Source organism: Escherichia coli, assembly GCF_036503815.1.
Lineage (GTDB): Bacteria > Pseudomonadota > Gammaproteobacteria > Enterobacterales > Enterobacteriaceae > Escherichia > Escherichia coli_F.
The window spans coordinates 1,754,708-1,778,034 of sequence record NZ_AP027764.1; the positions used below are offsets into that span (position 1 = coordinate 1,754,708).

At 50.3% G+C, this 23,327-nt stretch carries 19 protein-coding genes; 12 read left to right on the forward strand and 7 right to left on the reverse strand.

Translation table 11 applies throughout. The features are described 5' to 3' along the window. The first annotated feature begins 3 nt into the window (after window positions 1-3). Window positions 4-1,254: a NupC/NupG family nucleoside CNT transporter gene (gene psuT, locus AABJ99_RS08400; protein ID WP_338387531.1), complete on the forward strand. Its 1,251-nt coding sequence runs from the start codon at window positions 4-6 to the stop codon at window positions 1,252-1,254. 68 nt (window positions 1,255-1,322) lie between these two features. Here psuT and yeiL read toward each other — a convergent pair whose 3' ends face one another. Next, window positions 1,323-2,021 (reverse strand): transcriptional regulator YeiL, encoded by a 699-nt coding sequence (gene yeiL, locus AABJ99_RS08405; RefSeq protein ID WP_000658615.1) that lies wholly within the window; start codon window positions 2,019-2,021, stop codon window positions 1,323-1,325. Window positions 2,022-2,150: 129 nt separating this feature from the next. Between yeiL and rihB the strand changes: the two genes are divergently transcribed. Further along, window positions 2,151-3,092, forward strand: coding sequence for a ribosylpyrimidine nucleosidase (rihB, locus tag AABJ99_RS08410; RefSeq protein ID WP_000415429.1), 942 nt, complete (start codon window positions 2,151-2,153; stop codon window positions 3,090-3,092). 99 nt (window positions 3,093-3,191) lie between these two features. Then, window positions 3,192-4,442: a NupC/NupG family nucleoside CNT transporter gene (gene nupX / locus AABJ99_RS08415; protein ID WP_000382942.1), complete on the forward strand. Its 1,251-nt coding sequence runs from the start codon at window positions 3,192-3,194 to the stop codon at window positions 4,440-4,442. Between the two features lie 55 nt (window positions 4,443-4,497). On the opposite strand, the gene yeiI is transcribed toward nupX, so the two are convergent. The 3 genes from yeiI to yeiH form a co-directional block, all read right to left on the reverse strand. Beyond that, window positions 4,498-5,586: a sugar kinase gene (gene yeiI, locus AABJ99_RS08420; protein WP_039020522.1), complete on the reverse strand. Its 1,089-nt coding sequence runs from the start codon at window positions 5,584-5,586 to the stop codon at window positions 4,498-4,500. Between the two features lie 2 nt (window positions 5,587-5,588). Beyond that, the gene (nfo, locus tag AABJ99_RS08425; protein ID WP_039020523.1) at window positions 5,589-6,446 is read right to left on the reverse strand and encodes a deoxyribonuclease IV; all 858 of its coding nucleotides are present in this window, start codon (window positions 6,444-6,446) and stop codon (window positions 5,589-5,591) included. A 73-nt stretch (window positions 6,447-6,519) separates the two neighbouring features. Beyond that, complete coding sequence (gene yeiH / locus AABJ99_RS08430; protein WP_000182053.1) at window positions 6,520-7,569, reverse strand: YeiH family protein; 1,050 nt, start codon at window positions 7,567-7,569, stop codon at window positions 6,520-6,522. Between the two features lie 98 nt (window positions 7,570-7,667). Here yeiH and yieE point away from each other — a divergent pair, with 98 nt between their 5' ends. The 3 genes from yieE to cirA all read left to right on the forward strand — a co-directional run bounded on the left by yieE (window position 7,668) and on the right by cirA (window position 12,495). After that, on the forward strand, window positions 7,668-8,549 hold the full coding sequence (yieE, locus tag AABJ99_RS08435; protein WP_032218944.1) for a DNA-binding transcriptional regulator YeiE: 882 nt from the start codon (window positions 7,668-7,670) through the stop codon (window positions 8,547-8,549). A 204-nt stretch (window positions 8,550-8,753) separates the two neighbouring features. Beyond that, window positions 8,754-10,223 (forward strand): lysine-specific permease, encoded by a 1,470-nt coding sequence (gene lysP / locus AABJ99_RS08440; protein WP_000253276.1) that lies wholly within the window; start codon window positions 8,754-8,756, stop codon window positions 10,221-10,223. Window positions 10,224-10,515: 292 nt separating this feature from the next. Continuing rightward, window positions 10,516-12,495, forward strand: coding sequence for a catecholate siderophore receptor CirA (gene cirA / locus AABJ99_RS08445; RefSeq protein ID WP_039020525.1), 1,980 nt, complete (start codon window positions 10,516-10,518; stop codon window positions 12,493-12,495). Between the two features lie 30 nt (window positions 12,496-12,525). Here cirA and yeiG read toward each other — a convergent pair whose 3' ends face one another. Then, window positions 12,526-13,362, reverse strand: a complete 837-nt coding sequence (yeiG, locus tag AABJ99_RS08450) for an S-formylglutathione hydrolase (RefSeq protein ID WP_039020526.1) — start codon at window positions 13,360-13,362, stop codon at window positions 12,526-12,528. A 257-nt stretch (window positions 13,363-13,619) separates the two neighbouring features. Between yeiG and folE the strand changes: the two genes are divergently transcribed. The 6 genes from folE to mglC all read left to right on the forward strand — a co-directional run bounded on the left by folE (window position 13,620) and on the right by mglC (window position 20,529). Beyond that, on the forward strand, window positions 13,620-14,288 hold the full coding sequence (folE, locus tag AABJ99_RS08455; RefSeq protein WP_001594261.1) for a GTP cyclohydrolase I FolE: 669 nt from the start codon (window positions 13,620-13,622) through the stop codon (window positions 14,286-14,288). A 16-nt stretch (window positions 14,289-14,304) separates the two neighbouring features. Continuing rightward, window positions 14,305-15,462 (forward strand): DUF418 domain-containing protein YeiB, encoded by a 1,158-nt coding sequence (gene yeiB / locus AABJ99_RS08460; RefSeq protein WP_039020527.1) that lies wholly within the window; start codon window positions 14,305-14,307, stop codon window positions 15,460-15,462. A 141-nt stretch (window positions 15,463-15,603) separates the two neighbouring features. After that, the gene (gene galS, locus AABJ99_RS08465; RefSeq protein ID WP_000628667.1) at window positions 15,604-16,644 is read left to right on the forward strand and encodes an HTH-type transcriptional regulator GalS; all 1,041 of its coding nucleotides are present in this window, start codon (window positions 15,604-15,606) and stop codon (window positions 16,642-16,644) included. A gap of 279 nt (window positions 16,645-16,923) precedes the next feature. Then, complete coding sequence (gene mglB, locus AABJ99_RS08470) at window positions 16,924-17,922, forward strand: galactose/glucose ABC transporter substrate-binding protein MglB (protein ID WP_338387532.1); 999 nt, start codon at window positions 16,924-16,926, stop codon at window positions 17,920-17,922. A 60-nt stretch (window positions 17,923-17,982) separates the two neighbouring features. Beyond that, window positions 17,983-19,503, forward strand: a complete 1,521-nt coding sequence (gene mglA / locus AABJ99_RS08475) for a galactose/methyl galactoside ABC transporter ATP-binding protein MglA (protein WP_000255032.1) — start codon at window positions 17,983-17,985, stop codon at window positions 19,501-19,503. 15 nt (window positions 19,504-19,518) lie between these two features. Beyond that, complete coding sequence (mglC, locus tag AABJ99_RS08480) at window positions 19,519-20,529, forward strand: galactose/methyl galactoside ABC transporter permease MglC (RefSeq protein WP_001275118.1); 1,011 nt, start codon at window positions 19,519-19,521, stop codon at window positions 20,527-20,529. A 70-nt stretch (window positions 20,530-20,599) separates the two neighbouring features. Here mglC and preA read toward each other — a convergent pair whose 3' ends face one another. Together preA and preT are read right to left on the reverse strand one after the other, a co-directional pair. Then, window positions 20,600-21,835, reverse strand: a complete 1,236-nt coding sequence (preA, locus tag AABJ99_RS08485) for an NAD-dependent dihydropyrimidine dehydrogenase subunit PreA (RefSeq protein ID WP_039020529.1) — start codon at window positions 21,833-21,835, stop codon at window positions 20,600-20,602. Then, window positions 21,829-23,067 (reverse strand): NAD-dependent dihydropyrimidine dehydrogenase subunit PreT, encoded by a 1,239-nt coding sequence (gene preT / locus AABJ99_RS08490; RefSeq protein ID WP_039020530.1) that lies wholly within the window; start codon window positions 23,065-23,067, stop codon window positions 21,829-21,831. The genes preA and preT overlap by 7 nt, the downstream gene beginning before the upstream one ends. Window positions 23,068-23,327: the final 260 nt, after the last annotated feature.

Sequence of the window (23,327 nt, forward strand, 5' to 3'; positions counted from 1 at the left end):
ATTATGGATATAATGAGAAGTTTGGTGGGTATGGTGGTATTGCTGGTAATTGCATTCTTATTGTCAGTGAATAAAAAAGGTATCAGCATACGCACGGTCGGGGCTGCATTGCTGCTGCAAATCGCTATTGGTGGCATTATGCTCTACTTCCCACCGGGAAAATGGGCAGTAGAGCAGGCGGCATTAGGCGTGCATAAAGTGATGTCTTACAGTGATGCCGGTAGCGCCTTCATTTTTGGTTCGCTGGTTGGGCCGAAAATGGATGACCTGTTTGATGGCGCGGGCTTTATCTTCGCCTTTCGCGTACTTCCGGCAATTATTTTCGTCACAGCGCTCATCAGCCTGCTGTACTACATTGGCGTGATGGGGCTGCTAATCCGCATTCTTGGCAGTATTTTTCAGAAAGCCCTCAACATCAGCAAAATCGAATCTTTTGTTGCGGTTACCACTATTTTCCTTGGGCAAAATGAGATCCCGGCGATCGTAAAAGCGTTTATCGATCGCATGAATCGCAACGAGCTATTTACGGCAATTTGTAGCGGGATGGCGTCCATTGCCGGTTCGATGATGATTGGTTATGCCGGAATGGGCGTACCAATTGACTACCTGTTAGCGGCATCGCTGATGGCGATCCCTGGTGGTATTTTGTTTGCACGTATTCTTAGCCCAGCCACCGAGCCTTCGCAGGTGACATTTGAAAATCTGTCGTTCAGCGAAACGCCGCCAAAAAGCTTTATCGAAGCGGCGGCGAGCGGTGCGATGACCGGGTTGAAAATCGCCGCTGGTGTGGCGACGGTGGTAATGGCGTTTGTGGCAATTATTGCGCTGATCAACGGCATTATCGGCGGAATTGGTGGCTGGTTTGGCTTTTCCAATGCCTCTCTGGAAAGTATTTTTGGCTATGTGCTGGCACCGCTGGCGTGGATCATGGGCGTGGACTGGAGTGATGCCAACCTTGCGGGTAGCCTGATTGGGCAGAAACTGGCGATTAACGAATTCGTCGCTTACCTGAGTTTCTCCCCATACCTGCAAACGGGCGGCACGCTGGAAGTGAAAACCATTGCGATTATCTCCTTTGCGCTTTGTGGTTTTGCTAACTTTGGTTCTATCGGTGTTGTCGTTGGGGCGTTTTCGGCTATTTCGCCAAAACGTGCGCCGGAAATCGCTCAGCTTGGGTTACGGGCGTTGGCAGCAGCAACGCTTTCCAACCTGATGAGCGCGACCATTGCCGGGTTCTTTATTGGTTTAGCTTGAGTTTCATTACCGGATGTACGCGCTTATTAAGCGTTGCATCCGGCAATCGCGCTATTCCAGATTATTTTTTACTGCATCATCCCGGAGAATTTATTCTCCGGATCCATCTCCAGCGCCAGCCCTAACAACTGCTTTCTGTTTTTAATTAAATACCCTTTCTTACTTTTAATTAATAAACCGTCGTGAATGAGTTGAGCGATCACATATAGCAAGTGACGATAAGTAACACCTAAATACTCTGCCGCCTGGGTATGTTTTTCGTGATAAAGATCACCTTCCTGCGAGAGTAATATAAATGCTGCCAGGCGATTCACTAACGGAAATGATTGATTCTGAGTTAAAGAAACAATATTACGATAATTTTTATGACTTAAGGTGACGCAGAGTTTTCGTAAAAATAGCGTATCGTTTAATAACAGCGGGCGGTAATGTTTCATAGGGAGCGCAAGGCACCAACACTCTTCAATCGCCTGTACCGCTCGTGGTTCATGATCTTTATCGATTAACTCAATCTCGCCAATAAAACAGGGTGCAGCAAAGAAATCAATCAGCGACACGCGACCATTGGCAAGCGTGGCGTAAAGCCTGGCGCGGCCTCGCGTCAGGTAAAACAGCCATGACGGCTGTTGCCCTTCCTGCACAATGTAGTCACGCGCTAAAAAATGAAACAGCCGTGTATCGGCTGAAACATCCGTTGAAAAGCAATCCTTATACGCGGACTCACTCATCAATTGCTGCTTAAGATCATTATTGTGGATTTCTTTCACGATGTTTATCCGCTATGAGATTTCTCATATTTAGCATACGTACGCTGTTGTTAAGATTCAATCATCGGCCCGGTCGAATTTTCTTTGCTGTAGAAAAAATAACGCAACTGGAAACAGAGGAAATAAACAATGGAAAAGAGAAAAATTATTCTGGATTGTGATCCGGGTCATGATGATGCTATTGCCATAATGATGGCCGCGAAACATCCGGCGATTGATTTATTAGGTATCACTATTGTGGCGGGGAATCAAACCCTCGATAAAACATTAATTAATGGCCTGAATGTTTGCCAGAAACTGGAGATTAATGTTCCGGTTTATGCGGGGATGCCGCAACCTATTATGCGTCAACAAATCGTTGCCGATAATATTCACGGTGAAACCGGACTTGATGGCCCGGTATTCGAGCCGCTGACCCGCCAGGCAGAAAGTACCCATGCGGTGAAATATATCATCGATACCCTGATGGCAAGCGATGGCGATATCACTCTGGTGCCGGTTGGTCCGCTTTCAAATATCGCGGTGGCAATGCGTATGCAACCCGCAATCCTGCCAAAAATCCGTGAAATTGTGCTAATGGGCGGCGCTTACGGTACTGGCAACTTCACCCCATCTGCCGAGTTCAACATCTTTGCTGACCCGGAAGCGGCGCGAGTGGTGTTCACCTCCGGCGTTCCATTAGTGATGATGGGCCTCGATCTCACCAACCAGACCGTTTGCACTCCGGACGTGATTGCTCGGATGGAAAGGGCAGGCGGCCCTGCCGGAGAGTTGTTCAGCGACATCATGAACTTCACTCTGAAAACCCAGTTCGAAAACTACGGTCTGGCTGGCGGCCCGGTACATGACGCCACCTGTATCGGTTATCTGATTAACCCCGATGGCATTAAAACCCAGGAGATGTACGTCGAAGTGGACGTCAACAGTGGCCCTTGTTACGGACGTACCGTCTGCGACGAGCTGGGCGTTCTTGGCAAGCCCGCCAATACAAAAGTCGGCATCACTATTGATACCGACTGGTTCTGGGGATTAGTCGAAGAGTGCGTGCGCGGCTACATCAAAACCCATTAAGTGTTGATAACAAGCCGGGACAGTATCGCAAGATGCAGGCCCGGCTATTTCTGATGGGCAGAAAGCCGTCGCCCAAAATGACATGAAGAGATAATAACTATGGATGTCATGAGAAGTGTTCTGGGAATGGTGGTACTGCTGGCAATTGCGTTTTTGCTGTCAGTAAACAAGAAGAAGATCAGCCTGCGTACTGTCGGTGCGGCGCTGGTATTACAGGTCGTGATTGGCGGCATTATGCTTTGGTTACCACCAGGGCGTTGGGTCGCAGAAAAAGTCGCTTTTGGCGTCCATAAAGTGATGGCGTACAGCGATGCAGGTAGCGCTTTTATCTTCGGTTCTCTGGTCGGACCGAAAATGGACACCTTATTTGATGGCGCAGGATTTATCTTTGGTTTCAGGGTATTACCGGCAATTATCTTCGTCACTGCATTGGTGAGTATTCTCTACTACATCGGTGTGATGGGGATCTTAATTCGCATTCTCGGCGGTATATTCCAGAAAGCATTGAATATCAGCAAGATCGAGTCATTCGTCGCGGTCACTACCATTTTCCTCGGGCAAAACGAAATTCCGGCAATCGTCAAACCTTTTATCGATCGTCTGAATCGCAATGAATTATTTACGGCTATTTGCAGCGGCATGGCCTCGATTGCTGGTTCGACAATGATTGGTTACGCCGCACTGGGCGTGCCTGTGGAATATCTGCTGGCGGCATCGTTAATGGCGATCCCTGGCGGGATCTTGTTTGCCCGCCTGTTAAGCCCGGCTACCGAATCTTCGCAGGTTTCCTTTAATAACCTCTCTTTCACCGAAACACCGCCAAAAAGCATTATTGAAGCCGCCGCTACAGGGGCAATGACCGGGCTGAAAATCGCCGCAGGTGTGGCGACAGTGGTGATGGCATTTGTTGCAATAATTGCGTTGATTAACGGTATTATCGGCGGCGTTGGCGGCTGGTTTGGTTTTGAACATGCCTCGCTGGAGTCCATTTTAGGTTACCTGTTGGCTCCGCTGGCGTGGGTGATGGGGGTTGACTGGAGTGATGCGAATCTTGCCGGGAGTTTGATTGGACAGAAACTGGCGATTAATGAATTTGTCGCTTACCTCAATTTCTCACCTTATCTGCAAACAGCTGGCACTCTGGATGCTAAAACCGTGGCGATTATTTCCTTCGCGTTGTGCGGTTTCGCTAACTTTGGTTCTATCGGGGTGGTGGTTGGCGCATTTTCTGCGGTTGCGCCACACCGTGCGCCGGAAATCGCCCAGCTTGGTTTACGCGCGCTGGCGGCGGCGACACTTTCTAACCTGATGAGTGCCACCATTGCAGGATTCTTTATTGGTTTAGCGTAGTGCGCGAGTTATGAGCCGGATAAGACGCGGTCAAGCGTCGAATCCGGCAAGATTGTTACACCATCGGCACTAATGAAAGCGCGTTATCGGCAGACAGGGTAGGGTTGTTTAAGCTGCCGCTGGCGCGTGAAATTGCCGCGCAGGCCATCGCAAAACGGGCACTATCACGGAAACTGCTTCCTTCCAGAAAGCTATACACCAGGCCCGCCATAAAACCATCGTCAGCACCAAAACTGTCTACCGTCGTATGCGCTGGCGCAGTCAGCAAAAATTGTTCGCCATCCTTTTGGCTGCAATAAACAGACTCATCGGGCAAATAAACAAACAATTGCTGAACGCCTTGTTGATGCAACGCATTCACTGCGGCATTACGATCAGCATCGCGGGTTATCGGCTGGCCCCATAAAATTTCCAGCTCCGGCAAAGTGGGTTTCAGAGTGTGAATATGCGCCAGCCAGTGTTTGATTTTGCCCGCTTTGAATTCTGAAACGGTATCGACAAACACCGGGATTTCATCAGCGAGGGTAAAGACCCACTCCAGCGCCTCGGCTGTCAGGTTGCAATCAGCCAGTACCACGCCCGCATGACGAAGTAAATCGCGCGACCCGTTCAGTAGTTGCGGTGTCAACTGATCCAGCAGATGGGTATCGTTAATCGCCAGCACGGTTTGATCGTCTCGATTGGCAATTGCCAGATACGTCGATGTGCTTTGACCATGTAAACGAACGCAGCCGGAGACATTCACGCCGGCGCGGCGCGTTTCTTCCAGGAGCATTTCGCCATAAAAGTCATCGCCAATCACTGAAAGCAAATGGACGTCGCGGCCTAACAGCGCCAGATTGTGGGCGATATTGCGTCCAACGCCGCCTGCCGAGCAATGAATTGTACCGGGATGAGAAGCCGCTTGCGGGTAACGGATATCCGCCACCCCGCGAATATCCATATTGATTGTCCCCACCACTACGCAGTATTCCTGCTCGGTGAGAATGTAACCTTTGCCTTTAATCCGACCTTTGCGCATTAAATCCATAATATGCGCTGCAACACGCGAACGGCTGATTTGCAGCATATCCGCAATTTCGTTCTGCTGAATCAGCGGGTTACGCCTTAATATTGCAAGGATCTCCTTCTCCCGGTTATTCATCTTCAGGCTACCGCTTTTTCAGTTTGTTGCGCTTTCAGCCAGGCGATCTCTTCTGCCCAGATATCCGGGTTGATGGTTTCAAGGATCAGCGGAATTCCGTCGAAACGGTCGTCCTGCATGATCCAGCGGAACGCATCATGACCGATATTGCCTTCACCGAGGCTATGATGGCGGTCAACGCGGCTGCCAAAGGTGCTTTTCGCATCGTTTAGGTGCATCCCGCGCAGATACTTAAAGCCGACAATACGGGCAAAATCCGCGAACGTTTTCTCGCATTCGGCTGGAGTACGCAAATCATACCCGGCAGCGAAAGCATGGCAGGTATCAATGCAGACGCCGACGCGGGATTTATCTTCCACGCCGTCGATAATCGCCGCGAGATGTTCGAATTTAAACCCTAAGTTGCTGCCCTGACCGGCGGTATTTTCAATCACCGCTGTCACACCTTGAGTTTTATCCAGCGCAATGTTGATGGATTCGGCAATACGCGCAAGGCAATCCTCTTCTGAAATCTGCATCAGATGGCTGCCAGGGTGGAAGTTGAGCAAAGAAAGCCCCAGCTGTTCGCAACGCTGCATTTCATCTATAAACGCATCGCGCGATTTTTCCAGAGCTTCAGCGACCGGATGTCCGAGGTTAATCAGATAACTGTCGTGGGGAAGAATTTGCGCCGATGTGTAGTGATATTTTTCACAGGCGGCTTTGAATTCATTGATGGTTTGCGTCGTGAGCGGTGCGGCACGCCACTGACGTTGGTTTTTGGTGAACAAGGCAAACGCGGTTGCGTCGATTTCGGCGGCGCGAATTGCGGCATTTGCCAGACCGCCAGCAGCACTAACGTGCGCTCCAATGTATTTCATGCGAGGACTCCTGTTAAACCCGCTGGAGGAAAACGGTAATGATAGCGGGTTAACAGGAGCAAGATGTAGTGGTTTATGCGATGACGCTTTGAATCACATAGTTAATCGCACCACCACCAACAATCAGCCAGGCAAACAGTACCAGAGCCATCAGCAGAGGTTTCGCCCCGGCTTTTTTCAGCGCGCTGACGTGAGTGGTCAGACCCAGCGCCGCCATCGCCATTGCCAGCAGGAAGGTATCCAGCGTTACCAGCATATTCACTACGCTCTGCGGTAACAGGTGGAACGAGTTAAAGATGGCAACTACGATGAACAAGATGGCAAACCACGGAATAGTGATTTTGCTTTTCTCGCCGCTGTTCGCCCCAGACAGCTGTTTAACACGCGCCGCCAGCAGGATGAGGAACGGAGCCAGCATCATCACGCGCAGCATTTTGGAAATAACTGCTGCGTTTTCTGCATCCGGGCTGATGGCATGACCTGCCGCCACCACCTGCGCCACTTCGTGCACAGTAGAACCAATGTAGATACCGAAAGTTTCCGGACTAAACCATTGAGACATCAGCGGATATATCGCCGGGTAGAGGAAAATCGCGACGGTCCCGAAGATAACGACGGTTGCAACAGCCACGGTTACTTTACTGGCTTCCGCTTTCACTACCGGCTCAGTCGCCAGTACCGCGGCAGCACCACAGATACTGCTACCGGCACCGATCAACCAGCTGGTGTGCTTATCCAGACCAAACACTTTCTGCCCCAGGAAACAAGCCAGCAGGAAGGTACTGGACAGCGTCAGCACGTCAATGATGATCCCACTGATACCGACATCGGCAATTTGCGAGAACGTCAGACGGAAGCCATAAAGAATGATACCCAGACGTAATAAATATTGCTTGGCAAACAGCACACCACCGTCACAGCTTTTCCAGATGTGCGGATAGATGGTGTTGCCTAAAACCATCCCCAACAAAATTGCGAGGGTGAGGGCACTAAACCCGGCACCCGCAACCGCGGGAATGGAACCACCCCACAGGGCGACCCCGGTGATAACTGCACTCAGGGCTAACCCCGGAATAAAATGCCACAGTGTACGATGTTGTTTCTGTAAGGTGATATTCGTCATAACCCTCTCCTTTAACCGGGTATAAGGTTACGACTAACTGGTTTAAAAATAAAATTGATTATATATTTATAATCAATCTTTATAAGTGGTAAGCGACTATGCACATCACCCTCCGGCAGTTGGAAGTTTTTGCAGAAGTATTGAAAAGTGGATCAACCACCCAAGCGTCGGTGATGCTGGCGTTGTCGCAATCAGCAGTGAGCGCAGCCTTGACTGACCTGGAAGGGCAGCTTGGCGTGCAACTGTTTGATCGCGTGGGGAAAAGACTGGTAGTTAATGAACACGGGCGGCTGCTCTATCCGCGAGCGTTGGCACTGCTTGAACAGGCGGTTGAAATCGAACAACTGTTTCGCGAAGACAACGGCGCGATTCGTATCTATGCCAGTAGTACTATCGGTAACTACATTCTGCCTGCAGTTATCGCCCGTTATCGCCATGATTATCCGCAGTTGCCGATTGAACTTAGCGTTGGGAACAGCCAGGACGTGATGCAAGCGGTGCTGGATTTCCGCGTTGATATTGGCTTTATTGAAGGCCCGTGCCACAGCACTGAAATCATCTCTGAACCGTGGCTGGAAGACGAGCTGGTGGTTTTCGCCGCCCCGACTTCGCCGTTGGCCCGTGGTCCGGTCACCTTAGAACAGCTGGCTGCCGCGCCGTGGATCCTGCGTGAACGCGGTTCCGGCACGCGGGAGATTGTCGATTATCTGTTGCTGTCACATTTACCGAAGTTTGAGATGGCGATGGAGTTAGGTAACTCCGAGGCAATCAAACATGCGGTGCGTCATGGATTGGGAATTAGTTGCCTGTCGCGACGGGTCATTGAAGATCAATTGCAGGCAGGCACGTTAAGTGAAGTTGCGGTCCCTCTGCCGCGCCTGATGCGTACGTTGTGGCGTATACATCATCGGCAAAAACACCTTTCCAACGCGCTACGGCGCTTTCTGGACTATTGCAATCCCGCGAATGTACCGCGTTAAGTTGCTGTACAAGAACATGCTGGTGCTGTGTCGATTTCGTGACGCAGCGCCCGCAGCATGCATTCGCCAGAAAAGAGATTGGCTGCTTTACTTATAATCCCGGGGCGATCATGAAGGTGTCTTATAACCGTGTATTTCTGCCGGAAGGATTGCCAATCGTCTGCTACAATCGCGCCTCATTTTTAAGATGGATAGCATTTTTGTATGGTTTCCGAAACTAAAACCACAGAAGCGCCGGGCTTACGCCGTGAATTAAAGGCGCGTCACCTGACGATGATTGCCATTGGCGGTTCCATCGGTACAGGTCTTTTTGTTGCCTCTGGCGCAACGATTTCTCAGGCAGGTCCGGGCGGGGCATTGCTCTCGTATATGCTGATTGGCCTGATGGTTTACTTCCTGATGACCAGTCTCGGCGAACTGGCTGCTTACATGCCGGTTTCCGGTTCGTTTGCCACTTACGGTCAGAACTATGTTGAAGAAGGCTTTGGCTTTGCGCTGGGCTGGAACTACTGGTACAACTGGGCTGTGACTATTGCCGTTGACCTGGTTGCTGCGCAGCTGGTTATGAGCTGGTGGTTCCCGGATACACCCGGTTGGATCTGGAGTGCGCTGTTCCTCGGCGTTATCTTCCTGCTGAACTACATTTCGGTCCGTGGCTTTGGTGAAGCAGAATACTGGTTCTCACTGATCAAGGTTACGACGGTTATTGTCTTTATTGTTGTCGGCGTGCTGATGATTATCGGTATCTTCAAAGGCGCACAGCCTGCGGGCTGGAGCAACTGGACAATCGGCGAAGCACCGTTTGCTGGTGGTTTTGCGGCAATGATCGGCGTGGCAATGATTGTCGGCTTCTCTTTCCAGGGTACCGAGCTGATCGGTATTGCTGCAGGCGAGTCCGAAGATCCGGCGAAAAACATTCCACGCGCGGTACGTCAGGTGTTCTGGCGAATCCTGTTGTTCTATGTGTTCGCGATCCTGATCATCAGCCTGATTATTCCGTACACCGATCCGAGCCTGCTGCGTAACGATGTGAAAGACATCAGCGTCAGTCCGTTCACCCTGGTATTCCAACACGCGGGTCTGCTCTCTGCGGCGGCGGTGATGAACGCTGTTATTCTGACGGCGGTGCTGTCAGCGGGTAACTCCGGTATGTATGCGTCTACTCGTATGTTGTACACCCTGGCGTGTGACGGTAAAGCGCCGCGCATTTTCGCTAAATTGTCGCGTGGTGGCGTGCCGCGTAACGCGCTGTATGCGACGACGGTGATTGCCGGTCTATGCTTCCTGACCTCGATGTTTGGTAACCAGACGGTATACCTGTGGTTGCTGAACACCTCTGGTATGACAGGCTTTATTGCCTGGCTGGGGATTGCGATTAGCCACTACCGCTTCCGTCGCGGTTACGTATTGCAGGGACACGACATTAACGATCTGCCGTACCGTTCAGGCTTCTTCCCACTGGGGCCGATCTTCGCATTCATTCTGTGTCTGATTATCACACTGGGCCAGAACTACGAAGCGTTCCTGAAAGACACCATTGACTGGGGCGGCGTAGCGGCAACATATATTGGTATCCCGCTGTTCCTGATTATCTGGTTCGGATACAAGCTGATTAAAGGAACTCACTTCGTACGCTACAGCGAAATGAAGTTCCCGCAGAACGATAAGAAATAAGTTTCCTCCCTTCCTTGCTAAGCCCTCTCAACCGAGAGGGCTTTTTTAATTCTATTTCCCTCACGAATCATGCGGATATAAATTTTAACATTTGGATTGATAATTGTTATCGTTTGCATTATCGTTACGCCGAAATCTAAAAAGGCTGACAAATCAGGGGCTGTTCCGGCTTTCTGGGATGATCACCTGCATACAAATAAGTCCACCGCGATGCTGCCGTACGCAAGGGGACGTGAAAAAGATGTGAGCGATAACCCATTTTATTTTCGTAGTTACCTCATGGAGATATGGAATGTTTAGGTTGAACCCCTTCGTACGGGTCGGGCTGTGTTTGTCCGCTATTTCTTGTGCATGGCCTGTGTTAGCGGTCGATGATGATGGCGAAACGATGGTTGTCACCGCATCTTCCGTTGAACAAAACCTGAAAGATGCACCAGCCAGTATCAGCGTCATTACCCAGGAAGACCTGCAGCGAAAACCAGTACAGAATCTAAAGGATGTGCTCAAAGAAGTGCCAGGCGTACAACTGACGAACGAAGGGGATAACCGTAAGGGCGTTAGTATTCGTGGTCTGGACAGCAGCTACACCCTGATTCTCGTCGACGGTAAACGCGTTAACTCCCGCAATGCCGTCTTCCGCCACAATGATTTCGATCTGAACTGGATCCCGGTCGATTCCATCGAACGTATTGAAGTGGTCCGTGGCCCGATGTCGTCGCTGTACGGTTCCGATGCGCTCGGCGGTGTCGTGAATATCATCACAAAAAAAATCGGTCAGAAATGGTCGGGTACCGTTACTGTCGATACCACCATTCAGGAACATCGCGATCGCGGTGATACCTATAACGGTCAGTTCTTTACCAGCGGACCATTAATTGACGGCGTGCTGGGAATGAAAGCTTACGGCAGCCTGGCAAAACGTGAAAAGGATGACCCACAAAACTCAACGACCACCGATACCGGAGAAACGCCGCGTATTGAAGGATTCTCCAGCCGCGACGGCAATGTGGAATTTGCCTGGACACCGAATCAAAATCACGATTTTACTGCCGGATACGGTTTTGACCGTCAGGATCGTGATTCCGACTCGCTGGACAAAAACCGCCTGGAACGTCAGAACTACTCCGTCAGCCATAATGGGCGTTGGGATTACGGCACCAGCGAACTGAAATACTACGGTGAGAAAGTCGAAAACAAAAATCCTGGCAACAGCAGCCCGATTACTTCCGAAAGCAATACGGTCGATGGTAAATACACGTTGCCACTGACGGCGATTAATCAGTTTCTCACGGTTGGCGGTGAATGGCGTCACGACAAACTTAGCGATGCGGTGAACCTGACCGGGGGAACCAGCTCCAAAACGTCTGCCAGCCAGTACGCGCTGTTTGTGGAAGATGAATGGCGGATCTTCGAGCCGCTGGCGCTGACGACCGGCGTACGTATGGACGATCATGAAACCTACGGTGAACACTGGAGTCCACGTGCCTACCTGGTTTATAACGCCACCGACACCGTAACGGTGAAAGGGGGCTGGGCGACGGCATTTAAAGCACCTTCTCTGTTGCAACTTAGCCCTGACTGGACGAGCAATTCCTGCCGTGGCGCATGCAAGATTGTGGGTAGCCCGGATCTGAAACCTGAAACCAGCGAAAGTTGGGAGCTGGGGCTGTATTACCTGGGTGAGGAGGGCTGGCTGGAAGGGATTGAATCCAGCGTGACCGTTTTCCGTAACGATGTAAAAGATCGTATCAGCATCAGCCGTACGTCTGACGTCAATGCTGCACCGGGCTACCAAAACTTTGTCGGTTTTACAGCGGACGGTGTGCCGGTATTCAGCTACTACAACGTTAACAAAGCACGTATTCAGGGCGTGGAAACCGAACTGAAAATTCCGTTCAACGATGAATGGAAACTGTCGATCAACTACACCTACAACGATGGTCGTGATGTCAGCAACGGCGAAAACAAACCGTTGTCCGATCTGCCGTTCCATACCGCTAACGGTACGCTGGACTGGAAACCGCTGGCGCTGGAAGACTGGTCATTCTATGTTTCTGGTCACTATACCGGGCAGAAACGCGCCGACAGCGCGACGGCTAAAACTCCGGGCGGTTATACCATCTGGAATACCGGCGCGGCCTGGCAGGTGACCAAAGACGTCAAACTGCGTGCGGGCGTGCTGAACCTTGGCGACAAGGATCTCAGTCGTGACGACTACAGCTATAACGAAGACGGACGTCGTTACTTTATGGCAGTGGATTATCGCTTTTGATGAGAAGATGCCCGGCGAACCGGGCAGACTTTACTTCAGTAAATACTGCGCATGGAAGCGCAGATGATCCTCTATATAAGAGGCAATAAAGTAGTAACTGTGATCATATCCCGGCTGAATACGCAGCGTCATCGGCCACGCTTTTTGACGCGCGGCTTCTGCCAGCACTGCGGGTTGTAGCTGGTCGGCAAGAAACTGATCATTATCGCCCTGATCAATCAGTGTCGGGATCGCATCCTGCGCATTACTCGCATACATCAGCGCGCAACTGTCCCATTCCATCCAGTCATTTTTATCCTCACCCAGATAAGTGCGAAACGCTTTGATTCCCCACGGGACGCTGCACGGATTCACAATCGGCGCAAAGGCAGAAACACTGGTGTATTTGCCAGGATTTTTCAGCGCCATAATCAATGCGCCGTGACCACCCATGGAATGACCGCTAATAGCGCAGCGATCGCTGACGTTAAATTGCGATTGAATGAGAGTCGGTAATTCATCGCGCAGATAATCGTACATCCTGTAATGCGTCGCCCACGGTTTTTGTGTGGCGTTGAGATAAAACCCCGCGCCCTGACCTAAATCGTAGCCGTCGTCGTTGGCTACTTGTTCGCCGCGCGGACTGGTGTCTGGCATCACCAGTACAATCCCCAGTTCCGCCGCTACGCGTTGGGCCCCCGCTTTGGTGGTGAAGTTCTCGTCATTGCAGGTTAATCCGGAGAGCCAGTACAGCACCGGCGGCGGGGTGTGATCGCGAGGCGGTGGAAGAAAGATGCTGAACGTCATCGGGCAATTTAAGGTACTGGAGTCGTGCCGCCAGCGTTGTTGCCAGCCTTCAAAACAGCGGTGCTCTTCGAGCATTTCCATGCGTGGCTCCTTGTTGTGTTGTTTGCAATTTCTTCATCATACCGTTTATTCAATGTGCTGTGAGTAACTTTCACTTCCGTATATACATAACGATGTTTTAACATCTGCTGATGAAAGGCAGCGGCAATTACAATAATTATCGCTGTGAATACTGGATTATGTGCGCCGCCTCACGCACAATAATCAGGCTGTAAATCAGCTTAATAACTTTGCCCCCACGCAGGGCGGAGGCGTCACACCTGCAGGAGAAATCATAAATGTCATCACTCAGTAAAGAAGCGGCCCTGGTTCATGAAGCGTTAGTTGCGCGAGGACTGGAAACACCGCTGCGCCCGCCCGTGCATGAAATGGATAACGAAACGCGCAAAAGCCTTATTGCTGGTCATATGACCGAAATCATGCAGCTGCTGAATCTAGACCTGGCTGATGACAGTTTGATGGAAACGCCGCATCGCATCGCTAAAATGTATGTCGATGAAATTTTCTCCGGTCTGGATTACGCCAATTTCCCGAAAATCACCCTCATTGAAAACAAAATGAAGGTTGATGAAATGGTCACCGTGCGCGATATCACCCTGACCAGTACCTGTGAACACCATTTTGTTACCATCGATGGCAAAGCGACGGTGGCTTATATCCCGAAAGATTCGGTGATCGGTCTGTCAAAAATTAACCGTATCGTGCAGTTCTTTGCCCAGCGTCCGCAGGTGCAGGAACGTCTGACGCAGCAAATTCTCATTGCGCTACAAACGCTGCTGGGCACCAATAACGTGGCTGTCTCTATCGATGCGGTACATTACTGCGTGAAGGCGCGTGGCATCCGCGATGCAACCAGTGCCACGACAACGACCTCTCTTGGTGGATTGTTCAAATCCAGTCAGAATACGCGCCACGAATTTCTGCGCGCTGTGCGTCATCACAACTGATTAAAAGGCAGGAACCATGGAGCGCAACGTCACGCTCGATTTTGTTCGCGGCGTCGCCATTCTGGGGATCCTGCTATTAAACATCAGCGCCTTTGGGTTACCAAAGGCGGCTTATCTCAATCCCGCCTGGTACGGCGCTATTACGCCGCAGGATGCATGGACCTGGGCATTACTCGATCTCATCGGTCAGGTGAAATTCCTCACGCTTTTTGCGTTGCTGTTTGGTGCTGGCCTGCAAATGTTGCTACCCCGTGGCAAACGCTGGATCCAGTCGCGGTTAACACTGTTAGTCTTGTTGGGCTTTATTCACGGTTTATTGTTCTGGGACGGCGATATTCTGTTGGCTTACGGGCTGGTGGGCTTAATCTGTTGGCGGCTGGTGCGCGATGCGCCATCGGTAAAAAGCCTGTTTAATACCGGCGTCATGCTTTATCTGGTGGGGCTTGGCGTTTTGCTGTTGTTGGGGTTGATTTCAGACAGTCAGACCAGCCGCGCCTGGACGCCGGATGCATCGGCTATTTTGTATGAAAAATACTGGAAGCTTCACGGCGGCGTTGAAGCGATCAGTAATCGTGCCGATGGTGTTGGCAACAGTTTACTGGCACTGGGCGCACAGTATGGCTGGCAACTGGCAGGGATGATGCTAATTGGCGCGGCGCTGATGCGCAGTGGCTGGCTGAAAGGGCAGTTTAGCTTGCGCCATTATCGGCGTACCGGTTTTGTGCTGGTGGCGATTGGGGTGATCATTAACCTTCCAGCGATCGCCCTGCAATGGCGGCTGGACTGGGCATATCGCTGGTGCGCCTTCTTACTTCAGATGCCGCGGGAACTGAGTGCGCCGTTTCAGGCGGTTGGCTATGCGTCGCTGTTTTATGGTTTCTGGCCGCAATTGAGCCGCTTTAAGCTGGTGCTCGCGATCGCCTGCGTCGGACGGATGGCGCTGACCAACTATCTATTGCAAACGCTGATTTGTACCACGCTTTTTTATCACCTCGGTTTGTTTATGCAGTTTGACCGTCTGGAATTGCTGGCGTTTGTTATTCCGGTATGGCTGGCGAATATTCTCTTCTCTGTTATCTGGCTGCGTTACTTCCGTCAGGGGCCGGTGGAATGGCTCTGGCGTCAGTTAACTTTGCGTGCTGCCGGACCTGCATTATCTAAAACATCAAGATAACGATCTGGATCACATTCATTAACAAAATGGTTGTAACCGTTTCCATTGCTGTGACTCGATTCACGAAGTCCTGAATTCAGTGCTGACAAAATAGCCGCCAGCAAGCAGGCATTTACTGCAATCTCATAACAGGTAGTGAATATGATCACCATTCGTGATGTAGCGCGTCAGGCTGGCGTCTCTGTGGCAACGGTTTCCCGGGTGCTCAATAACAGCACGCTGGTCAGTGCCGACACGCGTGAAGCAGTAATGAAAGCAGTGAGCGAGCTGGATTATCGGCCAAACGCCAATGCCCAGGCGCTGGCAACTCAGGTTAGCGATACCATTGGCGTGGTGGTAATGGACGTTTCTGATGCGTTTTTCGGCGCGCTGGTAAAAGCGGTGGATCTCGTCGCCCAGCAGCACCAGAAATATGTGCTAATAGGTAATAGCTATCATGAAGCGGAAAAAGAGCGTCATGCCATTGAGGTGTTAATTCGCCAGCGTTGTAACGCGTTGATTGTTCATTCAAAAGCGTTAAGCGATGATGAATTAGCGCAGTTTATGGATAACATTCCCGGTATGGTGTTAATCAACCGCGTTGTGCCAGGTTACGCCCATCGTTGCGTTTGCCTGGATAATCTCAGTGGTGCCCGAATGGCCACGCGCATGTTGCTCAATAATGGTCATCAACGTATTGGTTATCTTTCTTCCAGCCACGGCATTGAAGATGATGCCATGCGCAAAGCAGGCTGGATGAGTGCGTTGAAAGAGCAGGATATTATTCCGTCGGAAAGCTGGATTGGCACTGGCACCCCGGACATGCCAGGCGGTGAGGCGGCGATGGTTGAACTGCTGGGGCGCAATCTACAACTTACCGCTGTATTTGCATACAACGACAATATGGCCGCTGGCGCACTGACGGCATTAAAAGATAATGGTATTGCGATTCCGTTACATCTCTCAATCATCGGTTTCGATGATATTCCCATCGCTCGTTACACCGACCCACAATTAACGACCGTGCGTTATCCTATTGCTTCGATGGCAAAATTAGCTACCGAACTGGCCTTACAAGGGGCAGCAGGCAACATTGATCCTCACGCCAGCCACTGTTTTATGCCGACGTTAGTGCGTCGCCATTCTGTCGCAACGCGCCAGAATGCGGCAGCGATCACTAACTCAACAAATCAGTCGATGTAACCGCTTTCAATCTGTGAGTGATTTCACAGTATATTAACAATGCGATAGCTATGATTGCACCGTTTTAACGCTGTAACCTGTATGTAACAGTGAATCATCACTTTCACCGAGGTAATAGCGTCATAACAACAATTAAAGCCGTTTTCTGGAGCGTTACCGGGCATGGAAGAACGAATTTTAAAAAGTGAGCTTCGGCGTTCAGTAACACTTCATTAACTCTACTGCCCCGCCGAGCATTTATCTCAAGCACTACCCTGCATAAGAAAAACCGGAGATACCATGAATAAGAAGGTGTTAACCCTGTCTGCTGTAATGGCCAGTATGTTATTCGGTGCCACTGCACACGCTGCTGATACCCGTATTGGTGTAACAATCTATAAGTACGACGATAACTTTATGTCTGTTGTGCGCAAGGCTATCGAACAAGATGCGAAAGCCGCGCCAGATGTTCAGCTGCTGATGAATGATTCTCAGAATGACCAGTCCAAGCAGAACGATCAGATCGATGTATTGCTGGCGAAAGGGGTGAAGGCACTGGCGATCAACCTGGTTGACCCGGCAGCTGCGGGTACGGTGATTGAGAAAGCGCGCGGGCAAAACGTGCCGGTGGTTTTCTTCAACAAAGAACCGTCTCGTAAGGCGCTGGATAGCTACGATAAAGCCTACTATGTCGGCACTGACTCCAAAGAGTCCGGCATTATTCAGGGCGATTTGATTGCTAAGCATTGGGCGGCAAACCTGGATTGGGATCTCAACAAAGACGGTCAGATTCAATTCGTACTGCTGAAAGGTGAACCGGGCCATCCGGATGCAGAAGCACGCACCACTTACGTGATTAAAGAGCTGAACGACAAAGGCATCAAAACTGAACAGTTACAGTTAGATACCGCTATGTGGGATACCGCTCAGGCGAAAGATAAGATGGACGCCTGGCTGTCTGGCCCGAACGCCAACAAAATCGAAGTGGTTATCGCCAACAACGATGCGATGGCAATGGGCGCAGTAGAAGCACTGAAAGCACACAACAAGTCCAGCATTCCAGTGTTTGGTGTCGATGCGCTGCCAGAAGCTCTGGCACTGGTGAAATCCGGTGCACTGGCGGGCACCGTATTGAACGACGCTAACAACCAGGCGAAAGCGACTTTTGATCTGGCGAAAAACCTGGCCGATGGCAAAGGTGCGGCTGATGGTACCAACTGGAAAATCGACAACAAAGTGGTCCGCGTACCTTACGTTGGCGTAGATAAAGACAACCTGGCTGAATTCAGCAAGAAATAAGACTGATTGGGCGCAGTCGTTTACTGCGCCCTTATTGTATGGCCAACAAGGTAAAATTATATGGTCAGCTCAACGACTCCGTCTTCCGGGGAATACTTGTTGGAAATGAGCGGTATCAACAAGTCTTTTCCGGGTGTTAAGGCACTTGATAACGTTAATTTAAAAGTCCGGCCACATTCTATCCATGCATTAATGGGGGAAAACGGCGCAGGAAAATCAACATTATTAAAATGCCTGTTTGGTATTTATCAAAAAGACTCCGGCACCATTTTGTTCCAGGGTAAAGAGATCGATTTCCATTCTGCCAAAGAAGCACTGGAAAATGGTATTTCGATGGTACACCAGGAATTAAACCTGGTATTGCAACGTTCGGTGATGGACAACATGTGGCTGGGGCGATATCCCACCAAAGGCATGTTTGTCGATCAGGACAAAATGTACCGCGAAACCAAAGCAATTTTTGATGAGCTGGATATTGATATCGATCCGCGTGCGCGCGTCGGCACATTATCCGTTTCGCAAATGCAGATGATCGAAATCGCCAAAGCGTTTTCCTATAACGCGAAAATTGTGATTATGGATGAACCGACATCTTCGTTAACTGAAAAAGAGGTCAATCATCTTTTCACTATTATTCGTAAATTAAAAGAGCGCGGCTGCGGTATTGTTTATATCTCGCATAAAATGGAAGAAATCTTCCAGTTATGTGATGAAGTCACCGTATTGCGCGACGGTCAGTGGATCGCTACCGAACCGCTGGCAGGGCTAACGATGGACAAGATCATCGCCATGATGGTTGGACGCTCTCTTAACCAGCGTTTCCCTGACAAAGAAAACAAGCCGGGCGAAGTGATTCTGGAAGTGCGTAATCTGACGTCGCTGCGCCAGCCGTCGATTCGCGATGTCTCGTTTGATCTGCATAAAGGGGAGATCCTCGGTATTGCCGGTCTGGTGGGGGCGAAACGTACTGATATTGTTGAGACGTTATTTGGTATTCGCGAGAAATCGGCTGGCACCATTACGTTGCACGGCAAAAAGATCAATAACCATAACGCTAACGAAGCCATAAACCACGGATTTGCACTGGTAACTGAAGAGCGCCGCTCAACGGGAATTTATGCCTATCTGGATATTGGCTTTAACTCGTTAATTTCCAATATCCGCAACTACAAAAATAAAGTTGGCTTGCTGGATAACTCGCGGATGAAAAGCGATACCCAGTGGGTAATTGATTCGATGCGGGTAAAAACGCCGGGACATCGTACGCAAATTGGTTCACTCTCCGGCGGTAATCAGCAAAAGGTAATTATTGGGCGCTGGCTGCTAACGCAACCAGAAATATTAATGCTCGATGAACCAACGCGCGGTATTGATGTCGGAGCGAAGTTTGAAATTTATCAGTTAATTGCCGAACTGGCGAAGAAAGGCAAGGGGATTATTATTATTTCCTCCGAAATGCCAGAGTTGTTAGGGATAACAGACCGTATTCTGGTCATGAGCAATGGTCTCGTTTCCGGAATTGTCGATACAAAAACAACAACGCAAAACGAAATTCTGCGTCTTGCGTCTTTGCACCTTTAAGATTAGGGGCCTCCCATGAGTGCGTTAAATAAGAAAAGTTTTCTTACTTACCTGAAAGAGGGCGGTATTTACGTCGTTCTTTTAGTTTTGCTGGCGATTATTATTTTCCAGGACCCAACTTTTTTAAGTCTGTTGAACTTAAGTAATATTCTCACCCAGTCATCGGTGCGTATTATTATCGCGCTTGGTGTGGCAGGATTAATTGTCACCCAGGGGACCGACCTTTCTGCGGGACGTCAGGTAGGGCTGGCAGCCGTGGTGGCAGCGACGTTATTGCAGTCCATGGATAACGCTAACAAAGTATTCCCGGAAATGGCGACGATGCCGATTGCGCTGGTAATTCTGATTGTCTGTGCCATTGGCGCGGTGATCGGTTTGATCAACGGCCTGATTATCGCTTATCTCAACGTGACGCCATTCATTACCACGCTCGGCACGATGATTATCGTCTACGGCATCAACTCGCTCTATTACGACTTTGTCGGGGCGTCGCCAATTTCTGGTTTTGACAGTGGCTTCTCTACCTTTGCTCAGGGCTTTGTTGCGCTGGGGAGCTTCCGTCTCTCTTACATCACTTTCTACGCGTTGATTGCGGTGGCATTCGTCTGGGTGTTGTGGAACAAAACCCGCTTCGGCAAGAACATTTTTGCCATTGGCGGTAACCCGGAAGCGGCGAAAGTTTCTGGTGTCAACGTTGGCCTGAACCTGCTGATGATCTACGCGTTGTCTGGTGTGTTCTATGCCTTTGGCGGGATGTTAGAAGCCGGACGTATCGGCTCTGCCACCAACAACCTCGGCTTTATGTATGAGCTGGATGCTATCGCAGCGTGTGTGGTGGGCGGTGTATCGTTCAGCGGTGGTGTAGGGACGGTGATTGGTGTGGTGACCGGGGTAATTATTTTTACCGTCATCAACTATGGCCTGACGTATATCGGCGTAAACCCATACTGGCAGTACATCATCAAAGGGGCGATTATTATCTTCGCCGTAGCGCTGGATTCACTGAAATACGCGCGTAAGAAATGATGTGAATGTGGGTATTGCCGGATGCGCCGCATCCGGCAATCGGTGCCAAATGCCGGATGCGACGCTGGTTCTACAACGTTACCGGGTGTTCTTTCTCTCCCTTCTTAAACTTCACTTCCCCGAGATCAATACAACCAACCGGGCAAACATGACCACAAAGCAGACAACCCACGCACTTCTCGGTATTACAATGCGGTGTGCGCGTTTTCTCGCTCCATTCCATCGCCTGGTGACCGCCGTCGTAACAGGAAATATAACAGCGTCCACAGCCAACACATTTATCGAGATTGATATGGGGATAGACGATATAGCTACGGTCTAAATCTTCCGCCGGGACAATATTGTGATTCGCCAGACCTACCATCTCCTGCAACGAATCAAATCCCTGATCGGCGAGATAATGCGATAACCCGCTTGCCATATCTTCCACTATCCGATACCCGTACTGCATAATGCCGGTGGTCACCTGTAACGTTGCTGCGCCGAGCAATAAAAACTCTGCTGCATCTTCCCAGGTTTCAATACCGCCGATACCGCTAATCGGGAAATCGCGCAGCTCTGGATGGGTGCGCATTTGCTGAATAAAGCGTAGGGCGATCGGTTTTACCGCTTTACCGGAATATCCGGAAATACTCGATTTACCGTTAACGATCGGCATACCAATTTTCTGATTAAGATCGATATTGGTGATGGATTTAACGGTATTAATCGCCGCAATGCCATCTGCGCCGCCGCGCTTCGCAGCCAGCGCCACTTCGCACATATCACCGATATTCGGCGTCATCTTCGCCAGCATCGGCAGCGTAGAACCACGTTTCACTGCCCGACAATATTTTTCTACCAGCTCCGGGCTTTGTCCGACATCGCTACCCATCGCATGAGAAGTCATTTGCGGACAGGAGAAGTTACACTCGATCATATCGGCGCCAGCTTCTTGCACTAGCCGCGCCAGATCCTCCCACTGCTGTTCATTTTCGCCCATGATCGAAGCGATCAACACTTTGTCCGGATAATCTTCTTTCAGCCGACGCAGGGCGGCCAGATTCTCCTCCAGAGGATGTTCGGCAATCTGCTCCATATTTTTGAAGCCGATAAAACCGGTATCTTCTTTCACCAGATGATCAAAACGCGGCGAGACTTCGTTGGCGATAAAAAAGCCGATCGTTTTAAACACCACGCCACCCCAACCTGTGTCGTAGGCTTTGGCACACATCTCATAGCAATTGCCTACCGGCGAAGAAGAGAGGCAGAACGGGTTGGGAAACTTCACACCACAAAAGGTAATCGAAAGATCTTTCGTTAACATGAGCAAGCTCCCTCTAAATAGTGATGAATCGCCTCAGCGGCTTCTTTCCCGGTTTTCACGGCATAAACCACGGTTTTGTCACCCTCAACAATATCTCCAGCAGCAAAGACTTGCGGGTCGCGGGTCTGGTAATTTTGTGTTTTGATGGTGTTACGCTGCGGCTCTAACTCCGCAAAGGCATCCAGTCTGGCATGCTGACCGACGGCGAGAATAATTTTATCTGCCGCCATCGTCAGTTCGCCCGGTAAGCGTACATGCTTAAACGTGACTTTATTGCCTTCCACGGCCACTGGTGTGAATCCATCGATGATCGAAACGCCCAACTCCCGGGCGCTGGCACACTCTTTTTCGCTTGCCGGAAACTCATCTAACTCTTCACGTGCTACGCAGGTTACCGCCTGACAGCCGAGAACTTTCAGCGTGCTGGCAACGTCCATCGCGACATCACCGCCGCCGATAATTAATGCGCTTTGTGGAATGCTGATATCGCCCTGCGCCTGCCGTGCACGTTGCAAGAAGTCGACGGCAATCTCAACGTCGCTATGCTCAAACAGCGGTAGCCCGGAACCGCCCGACAACCCTACGGTGACAAGTACTGCGCGGTTTTCCGCTTTCAGTTGCTCCAGGGTGAGTACTTTACCGATTTCGTTATTGCACTTAATGGTCACCCCCATTTTTTCGATACGGGCGATCTCTGCATCCAGCACGGTTTGCGGCAAACGAAATTGCGGAATACCGTTACACAGCCAGCCACCGGGTTGCGCTTCTTTTTCATAAATAGTGACGTCGTACCCCATATTTGTCAGCGTCACGCTGGCCTGCAATCCAGCAGGACCTGCGCCAATAATGGCGACTTTGCCGAGCGTTTTAGTACCAGGCTGATAAATTTCCATCCCGGTTTGTTGTTCAAAATCAGTGATAAAGCGCTGTAAGCGACCGATATCAATGGGATCATCAACACCGGCACGGGTACAACCGCTTTGACATAATTTCTCCGTTGGGCAAACTCTGGCGCATACAGCACCTAAGGCATTATTTTCGCGAATTGTCTCGGCAGCGCCTTTAAAATTACGAAAGTAGATTGAGCGTATAAATTTCCCCGGATCGGTTTGTGCCGGGCAAGCCTGACTACAGGGCGCGTCGTGACATAATAAACAGCGAGAGGCTTCTTTAATCGCCAGTAAAGGCGTAAAAGCCGGAGTGAGTTCATCCAGATAATTTTGTTGCGGCATGTGATCTTCCTTAATGCTATGAGTAATTAAGGCGAACGCTAAATATACTCGTCATACTTCAAGTTGCATGTGCTGCGTCTGCGTTAGCTCACCCCAGTCACTTGTCGCCTTCCTGCAACTCGAATTATTTAGAGCATAAATATTGCTTGCTGATATTAAGGCTAAGCGTGTGGGGAAATTTAAACTGTGAAAGAATTCACAAATAGCTGCGGTTCAGAATGTTATATCCGCAGCTTATTGACTGAAGTAATAATTATTCT